This window comes from Pseudomonas brassicacearum, assembly GCF_000585995.1.
Lineage (GTDB): Bacteria > Pseudomonadota > Gammaproteobacteria > Pseudomonadales > Pseudomonadaceae > Aquipseudomonas > Aquipseudomonas brassicacearum_A.
Genome location: NZ_CP007410.1, coordinates 5,706,826 through 5,724,901 on the forward strand (window position 1 = coordinate 5,706,826; position 18,076 = coordinate 5,724,901).

Genomic DNA, 18,076 nt, shown 5'->3' on the forward strand with positions numbered 1-18,076 from the left:
TTGAATCAGTGCTTGTCGATCAAGCAAAAAAGCCCGAAAACAATGGAGATCCCATGTGGGAGCGGGCTTGCTCGCGAAAGCGGAGTGTCAGTCAGCACAGATATTGGATGTGCCGACGCTTTCGCGAGCAAGCCCGCTCCCACACTAAACCGCATTCACTCAGTTACAACGCCTTGACGTCGAGGATTTCCACTTCGAAGTTCAAGGTCTTGCCCGCCAGCGGATGGTTGAAGTCCACGGTCACCTGGGCGTCGTTGAAAGCCTTTACCACACCCGGCAGCTCGGTGTTGGCGGCGTCGTTGAAGATCACCAGCAGGCCCAGGGACAACTCCATGTCCTGGAACTGGGAGCGTGGCATGGTCTGCACGTTTTGCGGGTTGGGCTGACCAAAGGCGTTTTCCGGTGGCACGACTACGGTGCGCTTGTCGCCGGCCTTGAAACCGAAGATCGCCGCTTCGAAGCCTGGCAGCAGGTTGCCGTCGCCGACCTTGAACACGGCCGGGGCCTTGTCGAAGGTGCTATCGACGGTGTCGCCGTTTTCCAGGTGCAGGGCAAAGTGAAGCTTCACTTCAGTGTTTTGAGCGATACGCTGCTCAGTCATGGACGGTTTCTCCGGTTTTCTTGCTCTTGAACATGTCCAGGGCGAGCATCACGGCGCCCACGCTGATGGCGCTGTCGGCAAAGTTGAACGCCGGGAAATACCAGCGGTTCTGCCAATGCACCAGGATGAAATCGATCACGTGGCCGAGGGCGATCCGGTCGTAAAGATTGCCCAGGGCGCCACCGAGCACCAACGCCAGTGCCACGGCCAGCCAGGTCTCGTCACGGCCCAGGCGTTTGAGCCAGACCACGAGAACAGCGCTGACCACGACAGCGATCAGGGCGAACAACCAGCGCTGCCAGCCCGAACTGTCGGCCAGAAAGCTGAACGCGGCGCCCGTGTTGTAGGCCAGGGTCCAGCTGAAGTAGTCAGGGATGACCACGATCTGCTGGTACATGGTCAGCGAGCCTTCGAAGTAGAACTTGCTGGCCTGGTCGATGACCAGGACCAGCACGCTCAACCAGAGCCAGCCCAGCCGTCCGAAACGGCCCGCTGCGTTAGGCGCCACATTAGGCATAGTGGCGAACCTCGCCGGTGCCGCTGATGTTGTCGACACAACGCCCGCAGATTTCCGGATGCTCCGGGTTCACGCCAACGTCTTCGCGGCAGTGCCAGCAACGGGCGCACTTGGTGTGGATCGACTTGACGATCTTGAGCTTCAAGCCGCTGACTTCGGTGACCACCGCATCGGCCGGCGCCTGCACCAACGGGGCGACACTGGCGGTGGAGGTGATCAGCACGAAACGCAGCTCGTTGCTCAGCTTGGCCAGGTCACTGCTCAGGGCCTCTTCAGCGTAAAGCGTCACTTCGGCCTGCAGGTTGCCACCGACGGCCTTGGCCGCACGCTGGATCTCCATTTCCTTGTTAACCGCGGTCTTGACCGCCATGATCCGGTCCCAATAGGCACGGTCCAGTTCGAAGCCCTGGGGCAGTTCGGTCAAGCCTTCGTACCAGGTGTTGAGCATCACCGACTCGTTGCGCTCGCCCGGCAGGTATTGCCATAGCTCATCGGCGGTGAACGCCAGGATCGGCGCGATCCAGCGCACCAGCGCTTCGCTGATATGGAACAGCGCGGTCTGGCACGAACGGCGGGCCTTGCTGTTGGCGCCGGTGGTGTACTGGCGGTCCTTGATGATGTCGAGGTAGAAACCACCCAGCTCCTGCACACAGAAATTGTGGATCTTGGAGTAGACGTTCCAGAAGCGGTACTCGCCGTAGTGTTCCTGCAACTCGCGTTGCAGCAGCAGGGTACGGTCGACGGCCCAACGGTCCAGCGCGAGCATGTCTTCGGCCGGCAGCAGGTCGGTGGCCGGGTTGAAGCCGGTCAGGTTCGAGAGCAGGAAGCGCGCGGTGTTACGGATCCGCCGGTAGGCGTCCGCGCTGCGCTGCAGGATCTGTTCGGAAACGGCCATTTCGCCGGAATAGTCGGTGGACGCCACCCACAGACGCATGATGTCGGCGCCCAGGGTGTCGTTGACCTTTTGCGGCGCGATCACGTTGCCCAAGGACTTGGACATCTTGCGGCCAGACTCATCGACGGTGAACCCGTGGGTCAGCAGCTCGCGGTACGGCGCATGGTTGTCGATGGCGCAACCGGTCAGCAACGATGAGTGGAACCAGCCGCGGTGCTGGTCCGAACCTTCCAGGTACAGGTCGGCACGCGGGCCGGTCTCGTGGCCCATCGGGTGCGAACCGCGCAGCACGTGCCAATGGGTGGTACCGGAGTCGAACCAGACGTCCAGGGTATCGCTGATCTTGTCGTACAGCGGCGCTTCGTCGCCCAGCAGCTCGGCAGCGTCCATCTTGAACCAGGCTTCGATGCCTTCGACTTCGACGCGCTTGGCCACGGCTTCCATCAACTCGACGGTGCGCGGGTGCAGCTCACCGCTTTCCTTGTTCAGGAAGAACGGGATCGGCACGCCCCAGTTGCGCTGGCGGGAGATGCACCAGTCCGGACGGTTGGCGATCATCGAGTGCAGGCGCGCCTGGCCCCAGGCCGGCACGAACTGGGTCTCTTCGATGGCCTTGAGCGAACGCTGGCGCAGGGTGTCGCCAGTGGTGGGCTGCTTGTCCATGCCGATGAACCACTGCGCGGTGGCGCGGTAGATCAGCGGAGTCTTGTGGCGCCAGCAGTGCATGTAGCTGTGTTCGATGACCGTGGTGTGCAGCAGCGCGCCGACTTCGGTCAGTTTGTCGACGATGGCCGGGTTGGCTTTCCAGATGAACTGGCCGCCAAAGAATTCCAGCGACGGCACGTACACGCCATTGCTCTGCACCGGATTGAGGATGTCGTCGTTGACCATGCCGTATTTCTTGCAGGTCACGAAGTCGTCGACGCCATAGGCCGGTGCGGAGTGAACCACGCCAGTGCCAGCGCCCAGCTCCACGTAGTCGGCCAGGTACACCGGCGACAGGCGGTCATAGAACGGATGACGGAAATTGATCAGCTCCAGCGCCGAACCCGGCGCAGTAGCCAGCACCGAGCCTTCGAGGTTGTAGCGGACCAGGCAGGACTCGACCAGCTCTTCAGCCAGCACCAGCAGCTTGTCGCCGACATCGACCAAGGCGTAGTTGAATTCCGGATGGACGTTCAGCGCCTGGTTGGCCGGGATGGTCCACGGGGTGGTGGTCCAGATCACGATCGAGGCCGGTTTGCCCAGCTTGCCCAGGCCGAAAGCGGTCGCGAGCTTGTCTTCATCGGCAATCGGGAACGCAACGTCGATGGTCGAGGACTTCTTGTTCTCGTACTCGACTTCCGCCTCGGCCAGGGCCGAACCGCAATCGAAGCACCAGTTCACCGGCTTGAGGCCCTTGAACACGAAGCCGCCCTCGACGATTTTCGCCAGGGCACGGATTTCACCGGCTTCGTTCTTGAAATCCATGGTCTTGTACGGATTGGCGAAGTCGCCCAGCACACCGAGGCGGATGAATTCGGACTTCTGCCCTTCGATCTGCTCGGTGGCGTAGGCACGGCACAGCTCGCGGGTCTTGTCCGCGCCCAGGTTCTTGCCGTGGGTCACTTCCACCTTGTGCTCGATCGGCAGGCCGTGGCAATCCCAGCCCGGGACATAAGGCGCGTCAAAACCCGACAGGGTCTTGGAGCGGATGATCATGTCCTTGAGAATCTTGTTCAGCGCGTGACCGATGTGAATGGTGCCGTTGGCGTACGGAGGGCCGTCGTGCAGGACGAACTTCGGACGATCCTTGCCAATTTCGCGCAACTTTCCGTACAGGCCAATGCTGTCCCAACGCTGCAGAATCTGTGGTTCGCGCTGAGGCAGGCCGGCCTTCATAGGGAAGGCGGTGTCCGGAAGGTTTAGCGTGGCTTTATAGTCGGTCATTTAAGGCTCTTCATTAGCGATTGGCGCTGGTTGCGACAAGGGCACGGGCGGCGGCGATATCTGCATGGATCGCCGTCTTGAGCGCCTCCAGAGAGGCAAAACGCTGCTCTTCACGCAGCTTTTGGTGGAAAACCACCGTCAAACGCCGGTCATACAGATCGCCGGCAAAATCCAGAACATGTACTTCGAGGTGGGCCTTGCCATCCCCTTGGACCGTGGGCCGTACGCCGATATTGGCGACACCGGGCCAGGTCTTGCCGTCGATCTCGACGCTCACCAGGAACACCCCGGTCAGCGGCACACGACGGCGCTTGAGTTGCACGTTGGCCGTCGGCGTGCCCAATTGGCGCGCCAGCTTCTGCCCGTGCAGGATCCGTCCGGCAATCCGGTACGGCCGGCCGAGCAAGCGCTCGGCCAATTCGAAGTCGGCAGCCGCCAGGGCATTGCGAACCTGGGTGCTGCTGACGCGCAAGCCATCGATCTCGACCGTCTGCGCCGCTTCGACAGTAAAACCCTGGGCGATACCGGCCTGTTGCAGGTAGTCGAAATCCCCCGACCGGTCACAGCCGAAACGGAAATCATCGCCGACTTCCAAATGCTTCACGTCGAGACCGTCCACCAGGATGGTGTCGACGAACTCGGCAGCGCTGAGCTTGCTCAGGCGCTGGTTGAAGGCCAGGCACAGGACCCGGTCGACGCCTTCGGCGGCCAGCAGTTGCAGTTTGTCCCGCAACCGGGCCAGACGGGCCGGGGCGGTGTCCGGGGCGAAAAATTCCCGGGGCTGCGGCTCGAAGATCACCACGCAGCTGGGCACGCCCAATTCCAGCGCACGCTCGCGCAGCCGCGCCAGGATAGCCTGGTGGCCACGGTGAACACCGTCAAAGTTGCCAATAGTGGCGACACAGCCCCGATGTTGGGGGCGCAGGTTGTGGAGGCCTCGAACCAGCTGCATAACGCGCTTCTTGCTCATAAAGTGGCCGATTATAACCACACCCGGCGGCCGACGACAGGCAACACCGCACCCCAAAGTGATCGAACCGACAAAACCACTGCCCAGCCCGGGATTATCGAGGGCCGAGCCTCAGCCCAAGGCCTTGCGGTTGAAGTCGCGCAGACGGAAACCCATGAGCAACAACATACCGAAATACGTCACCACACCGGCGGCGACCAGCACGCCCAGGCGCAGGAAACGTTCGGGCATCTGCCCGTCGCCCCAGGGTGGCATGAAATGCATCGCGCCAAGTAAAACCACCGACATCATCGCCACGGCCACCAGCAGCTTGAGACCAAACTTGCCCCAGCCCGGCTGCGGCTGATACATCTTCTGCTTGCGCAACTGATAAAACAGCAACCCGGCGTTGAGGCAGGCACCGGCACTGATCGCCAGGGCCAGGCCGGCGTGGGCCAGCGGACCGATCAGCAACAAGTTGAACAACTGGGTCATCACCAGGGTGAAAATGGCGATCTTTACCGGTGTGCGAATGTTCTGCTGGGCGTAGAAGCCCGGCGCCAGCACCTTGATCACGATAATCCCGAGCAAGCCCACCGAATAAGCGATCAGTGCGCGCTGGGTCATCAAGGCGTCGAACGCGTTGAACTGACCGTACTGGAACAGCGAAACGGTCAGCGGCTCGGCCAGGATCCCCAGCGCCAGGGAGCACGGCAAGACCAGCACGAAACACAAGCGCAGGCCCCAATCGAGGATGCGCGAGTATTCCTGGCGGTCCTGGCTGGCGTAGGTCTTGGCCAGGGTCGGCAACAGGATCGTGCCCAAGGCCACACCCAATACGCCGGACGGCAACTCCATCAGACGGTCGGCGTAGTACATCCACGACACCGAACCGGCCACCAGGAACGAAGCGAAAATGGTGTTGATAATCAGGGAAATCTGGCTCACCGAAACCCCGAGGATCGCCGGCAGCATCTGCTTCATCACCCGCCACACACCGCTGTCACGCAGGTTCAGCCGCGGCAGTACCAGCATGCCGATTTTCTTCAGGTGCGGCAGTTGATACAACAACTGCGCCAGGCCACCCACCAGCACGGCCCAGCCGAGAGCCATCACCGGCGGATCGAAATACGGCGTCAGGAACACTGCGAACACGATCATGCTGACGTTGAGCAGGGTCGGCACAAAGGCCGGCACGGAAAAACGGTTCCAGGTATTGAGGATCGCCCCGGCCAGGGATGACAGGGAAATCAGCAATATATAAGGAAAGGTCACCCGCAGCAGATCAGCGGTGAGCTGGAATTTTTCCGGGGTATCGGTGAAACCTGGCGCCGTGGCCCAGATCACCCAGGGCGCGGCGAGCATGCCGGCGGCCGTGACCAGCGCCAGCACCAAGGTCAGTAGGCCGGTGACGTAGGCAATGAATGTGCGGGTTGCCTCATCGCCCTTCTGGCTTTTATATTCCGCCAGGATCGGCACAAAGGCCTGGGAAAACGCCCCCTCGGCGAAGATCCGTCGCAGCAGGTTGGGCAACTTGAAGGCAATGAAGAAGGCATCGGTGGCCATCCCGGCGCCGAATATCCGTGCGATCAGCGTGTCGCGAACGAACCCCAGGACGCGGGAAAGCATCGTGATAGAGCTGACGGCAGCCAACGATTTGAGCAGATTCATGAAAAGAGTTTTTGCCTGTCGATAAACAGCAGGCGAACAACGCGCCCACTTATGCGATACTCCGCGCCGCTAAACAGTACAGAGCCAAAGCCCGCGAGTTTACAGGTCGCACGCCGGAAAGAAATCCTTCGGTGCGCTGCACCTGCCATTCAGCGGAACGCGTCACCCGCCCTTGACAACACGTCAACTCATCGGCATGATTCGCGGCCTATTTTGTTTGCTATTTCCTAAAAAGTCTTTCGAGGAGCTCGACGGTGGCCAACACACCTTCCGCCAAAAAACGTGCAAAACAGGCTGAGAAGCGTCGCAGCCACAACGCCAGCCTGCGTTCCATGGTCCGTACCTACATCAAGAACGTAGTTAAGGCCATCGACGCAAAAGACGCTGAAAAAGCCCAAGCTGCTTACGTTCTGGCTGTGCCAGTTATCGACCGCATGGCCGATAAAGGCATCATCCACAAGAACAAGGCTGCTCGCCATAAGAGCCGCCTGAATGGCCACGTAAAGGCCCTGAACGTTGCCGCTGCTGCCTAAGCGACGCGTTCATTAAAAAACCGACCTCAGGGTCGGTTTTTTATTGCCCGGGATTTAACCGGCACGCCGCAAAAAATGTGGGAGCGGGCTTGTTCGCGAAAGCGGTGTGCCAGGCAACATCTACTCCACTGACAGACCGCATTCGCGAGCAAGCCCGCTCCCACAGGGCTATGTGTTGATTATTGAGCGCGAGCCCACGGCAAGATCGGAATCGCCGTCACCGCGTTCTGCGGGCTGCCCTCGATCACACGGTCGCTGTAGACCAGGTACACCAGTGTGTTGCGCTTCTTGTCGAGGAAACGCACCACCTGCATGGTCTTGAACACCAGGGAAGTGCGCTCCTTGAACACCTCCTCGCCATCCTTGAGCTCGCCCTTGAAGTTGATGGGTCCCACCTGGCGGCAGGCGATGGACGCCTCGGCGCGATCCTCGGCCAGACCCAGGCCGCCCTTCACGCCGCCAGTCTTGGCCCGCGACAGGTAACAGGTCACGCCTTCGACCTTGGGATCATCGAATGCCTCGACCACGATCCGGTCGTTCGGCCCGACAAACTTGAACACCGTCGACACCTGGCCAATTTCCTCGGCCGACGCCAGCAGCGGTACTGCCAGCAGCAAGCCGATCAATCCTTTTGCCAAACCCATGATTTTTCCTTAGACGAGGATCAGGTTGTCACGGTGAACCAGTTCAGGCTCCGCCATGTAACCCAACAGACCGACAATCGCATCAGACGATTGACCGATGATTTTCTGTGCTTCCAGCGCACTGTAGTTGGCCAGGCCACGAGCAATCTCGCGACCATCCGGCGCCACGCACACGACCATTTCGCCCCGACGGAAACTGCCCTGGACCAGCTTCACACCCACCGGCAGCAGGCTTTTGTTGCCCTGGGACAAGGCCGTCACGGCGCCCGCATCCAGCACCAGCGTGCCACGGGTTTGCAGGTGCCCGGCGAGCCATTGCTTGCGCGCTGCCAGCATGCCGCGCTCAGGGGACAGCAAGGTGCCGATGCGCTCGCCCGCCTTCAGACGATCCAGCACCCGCTCCAACCGACCACCGACAATGATGGTGTGGGCCCCGGAACGCGCCGCCAGGCGCGCGGCACGCAGCTTGGTTTGCATACCGCCACGCCCCAGCGCACCGCCAGTGCCACCCGCCACCGCATCCAGGGCCGGATCATCAGCACGGGCTTCATAGATCAACTGGGCATTGGGGTTGTTGCGCGGATCAGCATCGAACATGCCGTCGCGATCCGTGAGGATCACCAGCAGATCGGCTTCCACCAGGTTCGCCACCAGCGCGGCCAAGGTGTCGTTGTCGCCGAAACGGATCTCATCGGTAACCACCGTGTCGTTCTCGTTGATCACCGGGATGACTTTCAACTCGACCAGCGCCCGCAAGGTACTGCGGGCATTGAGGTAGCGCTTGCGGTCGGACAGGTCATCGTGGGTCAGCAGAATCTGCGCCGTATGGCGACCATGCTCGGCAAAGCTCGACTCCCAGGCCTGCACCAGACCCATCTGGCCGATGGCAGCGGCGGCCTGCAGCTCGTGCATCGCGCTGGGTCGCGACGTCCAGCCCAAACGGCTCATACCCGCTGCCACGGCCCCCGAGGAAACCAATACCAGCTCGACGCCAGCCTCATGCAAGGCCACCATCTGCTCGACCCACACCGCCATCGCCTGACGATCCAGACCCTTGCCATCCGCCGTCAGCAGCGCGCTACCGATCTTCACGACCCAGCGCCGCGCACCCGTCACCTTGCTCCGCATCATCTTCAACCTTTGCCAGCGAACGGCGCGACCCAGCGCCGCCCATGGGATTATTCGTATTTGCGTTTTACAGAAACCAAAACGCCGCTCGAATGAGCGGCGCCTTGGAAACCGGCTTGCCGGCGATGATAACACTGCGCTGAAACACTTGAACCTGTGGGAGCGAGCTTGCTCGCGATAGCGGCGTGTCAGCTAACGACCATGTCAACTGACAGACCGCTATCGCGAGCAAGCTCGCTCCCACAGGGCTCCTACAGGTCCTGGCTTCACGCCAGCACAAAATCAGTCGCGAACGTAGATAATTTCCGGACCGTCTTCGTCATCCACGTCTTCTTCGTCCCAATCGTCGTCACCGATGTCATGGACCGACTTCACGCCGCTGCGACGCAGGGCACGCTGGTCATCCAGCGCCTGAAGCTGGGCACGGGCCTCGTCTTCGATGCGCTGGTCGAGTTCGGCCAGCTCTTCCTTGTAGGCCGGGTCATTGGCCAGGCGATCGGCGCGATCTTCCAGGTAACGCATGATGTCGTGGCACAGGCGCTCGGTGCCTTCTTTGGCAATGGCCGAGATCACGTGGACCGGACCTTCCCACTCCAGGCGATCGACGATTTCCTTGACCCGCTCTTCATGCTCTTCTTCGAGGATCTGGTCGCATTTGTTCAGCACCAGCCAGCGATCACGCTCAGCCAGGGCCGGGCTGAACTTGGTCAGCTCACTGACGATGACCTCGGCGGCATCGGCGGCACTGGTGTCATCCAGCGGCGCCATGTCCACGAGGTGCAGCAACAGGCGCGTACGGGACAAGTGCTTGAGGAAGCGAATCCCCAGGCCAGCACCATCGGAAGCGCCCTCGATCAGCCCCGGAATGTCCGCAACCACGAAGCTCTTCCAACGGTCGACGCTGACCACGCCCAGGTTCGGCACCAGGGTGGTGAACGGGTAATCGGCCACTTTCGGCTTGGCCGCCGACACCGAGCGAATGAAGGTGCTTTTACCGGCGTTCGGCAGACCCAGCAGGCCCACATCAGCCAGCACTTTCATTTCCAGCTTCAGGTCACGCTGCTCGCCGGGCTTGCCTGGCGTGGTCTGGCGCGGCGCACGGTTGGTACTGGACTTGAAACGGGTGTTACCCAGGCCGTGCCAGCCGCCATGGGCGACCAGCAGACGCTGGCCAGCCTTGGTCAGGTCGCCAATGACTTCCTGGGTGGCGGAGTCGATCACCGTGGTGCCAACTGGCACGCGCAGGACCAGGTCCTCACCTTTTTTGCCGGTGCAGTCGGTGCTGCCGCCGTTGGAGCCACGCTCGGCATCGAAGTGCCGGGTGTAACGGTAGTCCACCAGGGTGTTGAGGTTTTCGTCGGCGAGCATGTAGATCGAGCCGCCGTCGCCCCCGTCACCACCGTTCGGGCCGCCGTTTTCAATGAATTTTTCCCGACGGAAACTCATGCAACCATTGCCGCCGTCGCCAGCCTTTACTCGGATCGATACTTCATCAACAAACTTCATGACACACGCCTCTCGCCATACGGACGAGCCAAAAAAACAAGACATAAGACTCTTGCAAAAATGAACGCAGCGACCTGATGAAACGCCCCAATTGCAGCGCCGACAGCCCATACAAACAGTTTTGCAAGAGACTCACCCCACAAACGAAAAAGCCCCGTCGCAAGACAGGGCTTTTCCAGCATTCTCGCGATTAAGCCGCGACAACACTCACGTAACGGCGGTTGAACGCGCCCTTTACTTCGAACTTGATCACGCCTTCGATTTTAGCGAAGAGGGTGTGATCCTTACCCATGCCAACACCGTAACCGGCGTGGAATTGGGTGCCGCGCTGACGCACGATGATGTTGCCCGGAATGATTTTCTGGCCGCCATACATCTTCACGCCAAGACGTTTGGCTTCTGAGTCGCGACCGTTACGGGTACTACCACCAGCTTTTTTGTGTGCCATGAGTTCAATTCTCCTAGTGAGGAATTAGGCTGAAATTAAGCCTGAATACCGGTGATTTTGATCTCGGTGTACCACTGGCGGTGGCCCATACGCTTCATGTGGTGCTTACGGCGACGGAACTTGATGATGCGGACTTTATCGTGACGACCTTGGGAGATCACTTCAGCCACAACGGTAGCGCCAGCAACGACTGGAGCGCCGATATTCACGTCATCGCCATTGGCGACCAACAGAACGCGATCAAAAGTCACGGATTCGCCGGTAGCGATTTCCAGTTTTTCGATCTTCAGGTATTCACCTGGGGCGACCTTGTATTGCTTGCCACCAGTAACAATTACTGCGTACGACATGGTATTTCTCCGATAATCCTGCTCACCCAGCGCTTTATAAGAAGAGGTATTGGCTGGCATGGCTGCATGGGCTGGAAGGCCCGGATGCAATTGCGTAAGGCAGGTGCTGCCCAGGAAGTTCAGGGTGCGCGATTGTACGCAAGCCGCCAGCGCCTTGCAAGTAGCCGTCCATCGCGCCTTGACACCTGCGGACGTGGGTCCTAGCATGCCGCGCAACCCTTCTGGAGCACCTGTCGCTGATGCAACCCCAAGCTTTCTACCGCGCGGTGGCGGACGATTTTAGCGCCGTCGACGGCATCATCAAGAAGCAGCTGACTTCCCGAGTGCCTCTGGTATCGAAAATCGGCGATTACATCACTTCAGCCGGTGGCAAGCGCCTGCGTCCTTTATTGGTGCTGTTGTGCGGCAAGGCCCTGGGTCGTGAAGGCGATGACATGCGCCTGCTGGCCGCCACCATCGAGTTCCTGCACACCGCAACCCTGTTGCATGACGATGTGGTCGACATGTCCGGCATGCGCCGTGGCCGTTCGACCGCCAACGCCATGTGGGGCAATGCCCCGAGCGTGCTGGTGGGCGACTTCCTCTATTCGCGCTCGTTCGAAATGATGGTCGAACTGGGCTCGATGCCGGTGATGAAGATCCTGTCCCAGGCCACGCGCATCATCGCCGAAGGCGAAGTGCTGCAGTTGTCCAAGGTGCGCGATGCCAGCACCACCGAAGAAACCTACATGGAAGTCATCCGCGGCAAGACCGCGATGCTCTTCGAAGCCTCGACCCACAGTGCCGCGGCCCTGGCCGGCGCCAGCGCCGAGCAGAGCGAAGCGCTGCGCACCTTTGGCGATCACCTGGGCGTGGCCTTCCAACTGGTGGACGACCTGCTGGACTACAAGGGCGACGCCGAAACCCTGGGCAAGAACGTCGGCGACGACCTGGCCGAAGGCAAGCCGACCCTGCCGCTGATCTACACCATGCGCGAAGGCACGCCAGAACAGGCGGCACTGGTACGCAAGGCGATCCAGAAAGGCGGGATCGAGGACCTGGAAAGCATTCGCGAAGCCGTCGAGGCGTCCGGCTCGCTGGACTACACCGCGAAACTGGCCCGTGACTACGTCGCCCGCGCGATCAAATGCCTCGACGCCCTGCCAGCCAGCGAGTACCGCGACGCGCTGGTGGAGCTGAGTGAGTTTGCGGTGGCGCGTACTCACTAAGTCAATTGCAAGAGGCTTTTTGTGGCGAGGGAGCTTGCTCCCTCGCCACAGGACCGCATACACCCCTCTCAGCAACAAAACCCTATATAATGTGCGCCCTTTTGCCCTCCTGATACCCAAGGAACCTTAGTGAGCACGTTGCCTCCCTGCCCGAAATGCAATTCCGAATACACCTACGAAGACGGCACTCAACTGGTCTGCCCGGAGTGTGCCCACGAATGGTCTGCCAGCGGCGAAGCTGAAACGGCGTCCGATGACACCGTGAAGAAAGATTCGGTCGGCAACGTCCTGCAGGACGGCGACACCATCACCGTGATCAAGGACCTCAAGGTCAAGGGCACGTCGCTGGTGGTCAAGGTAGGCACCAAGGTCAAGAACATCCGCCTGTGCGATGGCGACCACGACATCGATTGCAAGATCGACGGGATCGGCCCGATGAAGCTCAAATCCGAGTTCGTCAGAAAAGTCTGATCTTTGTGTATCCCATCCCGCGCGCCTGCGTGGGATGGTGCTTCGCCCTCCCCGCTTCAGCCCCGCTTTCCGCACACAGCCAAGCGCCAGTCGGTTTGACCTGACACGACCCACCGTCAGAAAACGAATCGGAGCACCAATAGAGACTTGCTATTTAGCGAATAAGAATTATTCTCATCGAACCCATCAAGGAGATGAGAACCATGACTTATTTGATCGATGCCTGGCTGGACCGCCCACATCCCTACCTCAGGATCCTGCATCGGGAAACCGGGGAAGTCTGTGCAGTGCTTGAAGAAGAAGCCTTGAACGAGTTGCAGGACCAGGGAGATCTGGACCTCAACAGCCTCAATTCCAGCGAACCGCTGGTGCTCAAGGAGCTGGTGCGCAATCTGTTCCTGTTCTGTTATGCCCGGGCGTTGCGCCCGACAAGCGATTTCAATGGCAGGTTTCACGGATGAAGCAGGCAAACCCTGTGGGAGCGAGCTTGCTCGCGATGGCGGCGTATCAGCTGACAAGATGTCGTCTGACCCTCCGCTTTCGCGAGCAAGCTCGCTCCCACAAGAGCTTGTTCAAGCGTTGATGCCTTACAGAACGTCCAGCAACTCGACGTCGAACACCAATACGCTGTGCGGCGGGATGCTGCCAACGCCTTGAGCGCCGTAAGCCAGTTCGCTCGGCACGTACAAACGCCATTTACTGCCGGCGTTCATCAGTTGCAGTGCTTCGGTCCAGCCAGGGATCACGCCGCCCACCGGGAATTCAGCAGGCTGGCCACGATCGTAGGAGCTGTCGAATACGGTGCCGTCGATCAGGGTACCGTGATAATGGGTACGCACCTGGTCTTCACGGGACGGCTTGGCGCCTTCGCCCTGGGTCAGCACTTCGAACTGCAGGCCGGAAGCCAAAGTGGTGATGCCTTCGCGCTTGGCATTTTCAGCCAGGAACGCACGGCCTTCGCCAGCGGCGGCTTCAGCCTTGGCAGCGGCTTCGGCCTGCATGATTTCGCGGATGACTTTGAAGCTGGCGGACATCTCGTCCTGGCCCACACGGCTTGGCTTGCCGGCGAAGGCGTCGGTCAGGCCGGCCAGGATCGCGTCCAGGCTGACGCCCGGTGGCGGGTTGTCGCGCAGCTGGTCGCCCAACTGACGGCCAATGCCGTAGCTGACGCGGGTTTCGTCGGTGGACAGGTTAACTTCGGACATGATGCTGCTCCGCTGTGCGGACGGCTCGGGAAATTGCCGTGCGTGACACAGCGCCTCCCGGAGCGCCCGGAACCAAAAGGGCGAGCAGACTAGCACAGATGCCGAGGCGGGTGACGAGCCCCCGCGTCAAAGCATCGCCCCAGAAACGACAACGCCCGCCTGCATCTCAGCAGGCGGGCGCCGCGCCGGGGCGATGAAACGACCTCAGTGCTTGGTCAGTTTATCCAGGTAGCCCATGGCAAATGCCGACACCACGAACGTCATGTGGATAATCACGTACCACATCAGGTGTTCGGGATCGACGTTCTTGGCGTCCATGAAAATGCGCAACAGGTGAATGGAGGAAATGGCCACGATCGAGGCGGCGACTTTCATCTTCAGCGATGAAGAGTCCATGGTGCCCAGCCAGTTGAGCTTTTCCTTGTCGGAGTCGATGTCCAGTTGCGAGACGAAGTTCTCGTAGCCGGAAATCATCACCATCACCAGCAGGCCACCCACCAGTGCCATGTCGATCAGCGACAGCAACACCAGGATCAGCTCGGATTCAGCCATGGCAAACACGTTGGGGATGACGTGAAAGACTTCCTGGAAAAATTTCAGCGCCAGGGCCAGCAAGCCCAGGGACAGCCCGAAGTAGATCGGCGCCAGCAGCCAACGGGAGGCGTACATTGCATTTTCGATAAAGCGTTCCATTGAATCTCACACCAGGGCTGAAAAATCGCGGCGAGTATATCAGCCACGACCTGCCCTACAAACGCCGAGCCCATCCTTGGCCCCAGCCCTTGTTTCAAAATCTTACAGCCGCTGCCCGCGCAACGATGCCTTCAATGCAGCGGGCGAAACTCGAAGCCGTCGACGCTGCGACAACGACCGCCATTGATCTCACGCAATTGAGCCTGCATGTGCAGGCACCAGATTTGCGGATCGTCGGCCAATGTATAGCCGTGCGTGGTCAGGGTCTGGACGATGTTATCGAGGATCGATTCGGCGGCGTTCGGGCCAGGAAACGGGCCCTGGGCCTTGATGGCAGAAGGTTGTTCACCGGCCATTCCGGCGGCGAAGAGCACGGTCCACATACCGGTATCTCCCGCGAGTGGGCGGATGGCGCATTCGATACGGGTGACAAGGCCCAAGCATTGACGAGTGAGGCAAAGGTTGCGCGACATGGCGGCGCCCCTCGGTAGATCCGGTATTCAGCCCCTTAAATGAGGCTGTTTCGATCCGATGATGACTCTCGTTATCCTTGAGCTGAGGATAGAAGAAAAGTTCCGGGCGCAAGGGTTTTCGAGACTAGAATGCGCCGAGCGGTCATAGTGTGAATATTGACGCCAAAGTGGCGGCATTTCTGACAAGAAACCACCGCAAAACCTATTGTGGGAGCGGGCTTGCTCGCGAAAGCAGTGTGTCAGCTAACGACTATGTCAACTGACAGACCGCTTTCGCGGGCAAGCCCGCTCCCACAGGGGTTTATACGGGCGATCAAGAGAACATCAGGCCGGCTTGGCCTCCGCCAACGCCTGCTGCGCCAGTTCCTTTTCCGCTTCCTTGATGTCGTCTTCGCTGATCATCTCCGCAATGACCCGCAGCCGCTCCACCACCCGGGCGTTGACGCTGCCTTCCGGGAATTCGCCGTTTTCGTCCGGCTCACCGGCAGGCTCGCCCACCAGCAGACTCAAGGCTTCGTCGGCCTGGCGCACGGCATAGACGTGGAATTGCCCGGCGCGCACGGCAGCCAACACTTTCTCGTCGAGCATCAGGGTGGCGACGTTGGCCTGGGGAATGATCGCCCCTTGCTCACCGGTCAACCCACGGGCTTCGCAGAGGCGGAAGAAGCCTTCGATCTTCTCGTTGACCCCGCCCACCGCCTGCACTTCACCGAACTGGTTGATCGAGCCGGTGATGGCGAAGCACTGCTTCAACGGCGTCTTCGACAAGGCCGAGATCAGCGTGCACGCCTCGCCCAGGGATGCGCTGTCGCCGTCCACATAACCGTAGGACTGCTCCAGGGCGATGCTCGCGGAGATCGCCAGCGGGAATTCCTGGGCATAACGGCTGCCCAGGTAACCCGTGAGGATCATCACGCCCTTGGAGTGGATCGGCTGGCCGAGGTTGACCTCGCGCTCGATGTCGACAATCCCGCTGCCGCCCGGGTACACCGTGGCGGAAATCCGCGCCGGTACACCGAACGCCGAGTCGCCAACCTCCAGTACCGTCAATCCGTTGCATTTGCCCACGGCCGCGCCGTCGGTGTCGATCAGGATGATCCCCGCCAGCATGTCGTCGAGGATCCGTGCCGAGACACGCCCGGTGCGCGTGGCCTTGGCCTTGAGGGCGCGTTCGATGTGGCCGGCGTCGGTCATCTCGTCACCGGCCAGCTGACGAATGAAATCCGCCTCGCTGACCAGTTGGAACAGGTCGCCGATCCGCGCCGACAAGCGCCCCTGGTGTTCGGCCAGGCGCGCACTGTAAGTGGCCAGGCGCGCCACCGCATCGGCGGTCAGCGGGGCCATGCCTTCTTCCGAAGTACGGGTCTTGAGCAACTGGGCGAACTGCTCCAGGCTCTCGTCGCCCATCGGGATGTCTTCATCGAAATCCACCAGCACGCGAAACATTTCCTGGAAATCCGGATCCAGGTCCTGCAACGCGTAGTAGAGCTGGCGCGCGCCGATGATCACGACCTTGACCTGCAACGGGATGTGCTGCGGCGTCAGGGTCACCGTGGCCAACCGACCCAGCTCACCCAGCGGCGATTCCATTTTCAGCTTGCGCGATTGCAGGGCGCGCTTGAGCGCATCCCACACGAACGGCTCGCCGAGCATTTTTTCGGCTTCAAGAATCAGGAAACCGCCGTTGGCCCGGTGCAAGGCCCCCGGACGCAGCTGCCGATACGTGGTGTAGAGCGCACCCTGGTCGGTGCTGTATTCGATGCGGCCGAACAGGTTGTCGTAGGTCGGGTGCGGCTCGAACACCACCGGGGCGCCACCGCTGAACGGATGCCCGACCACCAGGCTCGGGGCGTATTGCTCTTCCAGCAGCTTGCGGGCGATGGCGTCGGTCTTGCTGTCGTCCACCAGTTGCTCGACCACGGTCTTGAGCAGGTACACCTGCATCGCCTGCAAATAACCGCAGACCGCCGCGTTCTCCGCGTATTTTTCCGACAGCGGCGCCAGAAGGGGTTGCAGGGCCAGGGTAATGGTTTCTTCGTTGAGCTGGCGCAACTGGTTGCTGGACTCGCGCTTCCACTGCGGGAGGCTGGCGAGTTCTTCGTTCAGGCGCTCTTCGAGGCCGGAAATGTCATCATGGAAACGCTCGCGCTCGGCCTCCGGCAACTGGGCGAATTCGGCCTCATCCAGGGCCTTGCCTTCGCTCATCGGCGTGAAGGCGATGTTGCTGCTGTCACGGTACAGCGCGACATCTTTCTCCAGCGCCAGGCGCTCGATCACATCGAGCGCGCGGTCGTAGCGCTGGTTGAACGCGCGGTCGATGGCACTTTTTTTCTGCTGGTAGGACGGGTGCTCGAACACCGCCGGAAAGGTCGCCAACAGGTTGTCAATCAGGCCGTTGATGTCGGCGATGAACGCCCCGGCAGTGCCCGACGGCAGCTCCAGGGCACGGGGTTCGCGGGGTTCATCGAAGTTGTTGACGTAGACCCAGTCGGCCGGGGTCTGCAGGCGCTTGCCTTCGGCCTTGAGATAGCGTTTGACGAACGAGAACCGGCCAGTGCCGGGCTCGCCCATGACAAATACGTTGTAACCGGGGCGCGGCATCGCCACGCCGAACTGCAATGCTTCGACCGCACGTTCCTGGCCAAGCACACCGCGGAAGGGCTCCAGATCATTAGTGGTAGAGAAGCTGAACTGTTCAGCGGAAAACGGACGGGTCAGCGCTTCGGGCGCTAGACGCAAGCTGGCAGCAACAGGATCAGGCATCGGGCTTCCTTACATCAGGCGGGGCAGATAACGGCATTCTGGCGCCCCCCGCACCTGACTGGCAAGGAGCGCCTCAGGCCAAAGCATAGTCA

18 protein-coding genes are annotated in these 18,076 nt (G+C 60.7%); 4 read left to right on the forward strand and 14 right to left on the reverse strand.

Features of this window, described 5'->3' with window-relative positions:
* Window positions 1-163: 163 nt before the first annotated feature.
* The 5 genes from fkpB to murJ form a co-directional block, all read right to left on the reverse strand.
* A complete protein-coding gene (gene fkpB / locus CD58_RS24470) occupies window positions 164-601 on the reverse strand; it encodes an FKBP-type peptidyl-prolyl cis-trans isomerase (protein ID WP_025215553.1) in 438 nt (145 codons plus the stop codon).
* Window positions 594-1,118: a signal peptidase II gene (gene lspA, locus CD58_RS24475; RefSeq protein WP_025215554.1), complete on the reverse strand. Its 525-nt coding sequence runs from the start codon at window positions 1,116-1,118 to the stop codon at window positions 594-596. The genes fkpB and lspA overlap by 8 nt, the downstream gene beginning before the upstream one ends.
* Window positions 1,111-3,942 carry an isoleucine--tRNA ligase gene (gene ileS / locus CD58_RS24480; RefSeq protein ID WP_025215555.1) on the reverse strand — a complete coding sequence of 944 codons (2,832 nt, stop codon included), beginning with the start codon at window positions 3,940-3,942 and terminating at the stop codon, window positions 1,111-1,113. The genes lspA and ileS overlap by 8 nt, the downstream gene beginning before the upstream one ends.
* Window positions 3,943-3,955: 13 nt before the next feature.
* A complete protein-coding gene (ribF, locus tag CD58_RS24485) occupies window positions 3,956-4,894 on the reverse strand; it encodes a bifunctional riboflavin kinase/FAD synthetase (protein ID WP_025215556.1) in 939 nt (312 codons plus the stop codon).
* A 129-nt stretch (window positions 4,895-5,023) separates the two neighbouring features.
* A complete protein-coding gene (gene murJ / locus CD58_RS24490; protein WP_025215557.1) occupies window positions 5,024-6,562 on the reverse strand; it encodes a murein biosynthesis integral membrane protein MurJ in 1,539 nt (512 codons plus the stop codon).
* A 254-nt stretch (window positions 6,563-6,816) separates the two neighbouring features.
* Between murJ and rpsT the strand changes: the two genes are divergently transcribed.
* On the forward strand, window positions 6,817-7,095 hold the full coding sequence (gene rpsT, locus CD58_RS24495; RefSeq protein ID WP_003185593.1) for a 30S ribosomal protein S20: 279 nt from the start codon (window positions 6,817-6,819) through the stop codon (window positions 7,093-7,095).
* 179 nt (window positions 7,096-7,274) lie between these two features.
* Here rpsT and CD58_RS24500 read toward each other — a convergent pair whose 3' ends face one another.
* From CD58_RS24500 to rplU, 5 genes are all read right to left on the reverse strand, one after another.
* Window positions 7,275-7,739 (reverse strand): CreA family protein, encoded by a 465-nt coding sequence (locus CD58_RS24500; RefSeq protein ID WP_025215558.1) that lies wholly within the window; start codon window positions 7,737-7,739, stop codon window positions 7,275-7,277.
* Between the two features lie 9 nt (window positions 7,740-7,748).
* Window positions 7,749-8,867: a glutamate 5-kinase gene (proB, locus tag CD58_RS24505; RefSeq protein ID WP_025215559.1), complete on the reverse strand. Its 1,119-nt coding sequence runs from the start codon at window positions 8,865-8,867 to the stop codon at window positions 7,749-7,751.
* Window positions 8,868-9,149: 282 nt separating this feature from the next.
* Window positions 9,150-10,373 carry an Obg family GTPase CgtA gene (gene cgtA / locus CD58_RS24510; RefSeq protein WP_025215560.1) on the reverse strand — a complete coding sequence of 408 codons (1,224 nt, stop codon included), beginning with the start codon at window positions 10,371-10,373 and terminating at the stop codon, window positions 9,150-9,152.
* A 190-nt stretch (window positions 10,374-10,563) separates the two neighbouring features.
* A complete protein-coding gene (rpmA, locus tag CD58_RS24515) occupies window positions 10,564-10,821 on the reverse strand; it encodes a 50S ribosomal protein L27 (RefSeq protein ID WP_003176049.1) in 258 nt (85 codons plus the stop codon).
* A gap of 35 nt (window positions 10,822-10,856) precedes the next feature.
* A complete protein-coding gene (gene rplU, locus CD58_RS24520) occupies window positions 10,857-11,171 on the reverse strand; it encodes a 50S ribosomal protein L21 (protein WP_003176051.1) in 315 nt (104 codons plus the stop codon).
* Window positions 11,172-11,410: 239 nt separating this feature from the next.
* Between rplU and CD58_RS24525 the strand changes: the two genes are divergently transcribed.
* The 3 genes from CD58_RS24525 to CD58_RS24535 all read left to right on the forward strand — a co-directional run bounded on the left by CD58_RS24525 (window position 11,411) and on the right by CD58_RS24535 (window position 13,311).
* Window positions 11,411-12,379 (forward strand): polyprenyl synthetase family protein, encoded by a 969-nt coding sequence (locus CD58_RS24525; protein WP_025215561.1) that lies wholly within the window; start codon window positions 11,411-11,413, stop codon window positions 12,377-12,379.
* Window positions 12,380-12,508: 129 nt separating this feature from the next.
* Entirely contained in the window at window positions 12,509-12,850 is a 342-nt protein-coding gene (locus tag CD58_RS24530) for a zinc ribbon domain-containing protein YjdM (protein WP_025215562.1), read from the forward strand.
* A gap of 203 nt (window positions 12,851-13,053) precedes the next feature.
* Complete coding sequence (locus tag CD58_RS24535) at window positions 13,054-13,311, forward strand: hypothetical protein (RefSeq protein ID WP_025215563.1); 258 nt, start codon at window positions 13,054-13,056, stop codon at window positions 13,309-13,311.
* 126 nt (window positions 13,312-13,437) lie between these two features.
* On the opposite strand, the gene CD58_RS24540 is transcribed toward CD58_RS24535, so the two are convergent.
* The 4 genes from CD58_RS24540 to CD58_RS24555 form a co-directional block, all read right to left on the reverse strand.
* The gene (locus CD58_RS24540) at window positions 13,438-14,055 is read right to left on the reverse strand and encodes an FKBP-type peptidyl-prolyl cis-trans isomerase (RefSeq protein WP_025215564.1); all 618 of its coding nucleotides are present in this window, start codon (window positions 14,053-14,055) and stop codon (window positions 13,438-13,440) included.
* Window positions 14,056-14,259: 204 nt separating this feature from the next.
* On the reverse strand, window positions 14,260-14,748 hold the full coding sequence (locus CD58_RS24545) for a TIGR00645 family protein (RefSeq protein WP_025215565.1): 489 nt from the start codon (window positions 14,746-14,748) through the stop codon (window positions 14,260-14,262).
* Window positions 14,749-14,879: 131 nt separating this feature from the next.
* Window positions 14,880-15,221 carry a hypothetical protein gene (locus tag CD58_RS24550; protein ID WP_025215566.1) on the reverse strand — a complete coding sequence of 114 codons (342 nt, stop codon included), beginning with the start codon at window positions 15,219-15,221 and terminating at the stop codon, window positions 14,880-14,882.
* A gap of 324 nt (window positions 15,222-15,545) precedes the next feature.
* The gene (locus CD58_RS24555) at window positions 15,546-17,984 is read right to left on the reverse strand and encodes a Lon protease family protein (protein ID WP_025215567.1); all 2,439 of its coding nucleotides are present in this window, start codon (window positions 17,982-17,984) and stop codon (window positions 15,546-15,548) included.
* Window positions 17,985-18,076 lie beyond the last annotated feature (92 nt).

Bases quoted from the DNA above. Each gene is read 5' to 3' on its own strand.
- lspA (WP_025215554.1), bottom strand. From the start codon at position 1,118: ATGCCTAATGTGGCGCCTAACGCAGCGGGCCGTTTCGGACGGCTGGGC.
- rplU (WP_003176051.1), bottom strand. From the start codon at position 11,171: ATGTCGTACGCAGTAATTGTTACTGGTGGCAAGCAATACAAGGTCGCC.
- proB (WP_025215559.1), bottom strand. From the start codon at position 8,867: ATGCGGAGCAAGGTGACGGGTGCGCGGCGCTGGGTCGTGAAGATCGGT.
- rpmA (WP_003176049.1), bottom strand. From the start codon at position 10,821: ATGGCACACAAAAAAGCTGGTGGTAGTACCCGTAACGGTCGCGACTCA.
- cgtA (WP_025215560.1), bottom strand. From the start codon at position 10,373: ATGAAGTTTGTTGATGAAGTATCGATCCGAGTAAAGGCTGGCGACGGC.
- CD58_RS24545 (WP_025215565.1), bottom strand. From the start codon at position 14,748: ATGGAACGCTTTATCGAAAATGCAATGTACGCCTCCCGTTGGCTGCTG.
- murJ (WP_025215557.1), bottom strand. From the start codon at position 6,562: ATGAATCTGCTCAAATCGTTGGCTGCCGTCAGCTCTATCACGATGCTT.
- CD58_RS24540 (WP_025215564.1), bottom strand. From the start codon at position 14,055: ATGTCCGAAGTTAACCTGTCCACCGACGAAACCCGCGTCAGCTACGGC.
- CD58_RS24500 (WP_025215558.1), bottom strand. From the start codon at position 7,739: ATGGGTTTGGCAAAAGGATTGATCGGCTTGCTGCTGGCAGTACCGCTG.
- fkpB (WP_025215553.1), bottom strand. From the start codon at position 601: ATGACTGAGCAGCGTATCGCTCAAAACACTGAAGTGAAGCTTCACTTT.
- ribF (WP_025215556.1), bottom strand. From the start codon at position 4,894: ATGCAGCTGGTTCGAGGCCTCCACAACCTGCGCCCCCAACATCGGGGC.
- CD58_RS24525 (WP_025215561.1), top strand. From the start codon at position 11,411: ATGCAACCCCAAGCTTTCTACCGCGCGGTGGCGGACGATTTTAGCGCC.
- CD58_RS24550 (WP_025215566.1), bottom strand. From the start codon at position 15,221: ATGTCGCGCAACCTTTGCCTCACTCGTCAATGCTTGGGCCTTGTCACC.
- CD58_RS24555 (WP_025215567.1), bottom strand. From the start codon at position 17,984: ATGCCTGATCCTGTTGCTGCCAGCTTGCGTCTAGCGCCCGAAGCGCTG.
- CD58_RS24535 (WP_025215563.1), top strand. From the start codon at position 13,054: ATGACTTATTTGATCGATGCCTGGCTGGACCGCCCACATCCCTACCTC.
- ileS (WP_025215555.1), bottom strand. From the start codon at position 3,942: ATGACCGACTATAAAGCCACGCTAAACCTTCCGGACACCGCCTTCCCT.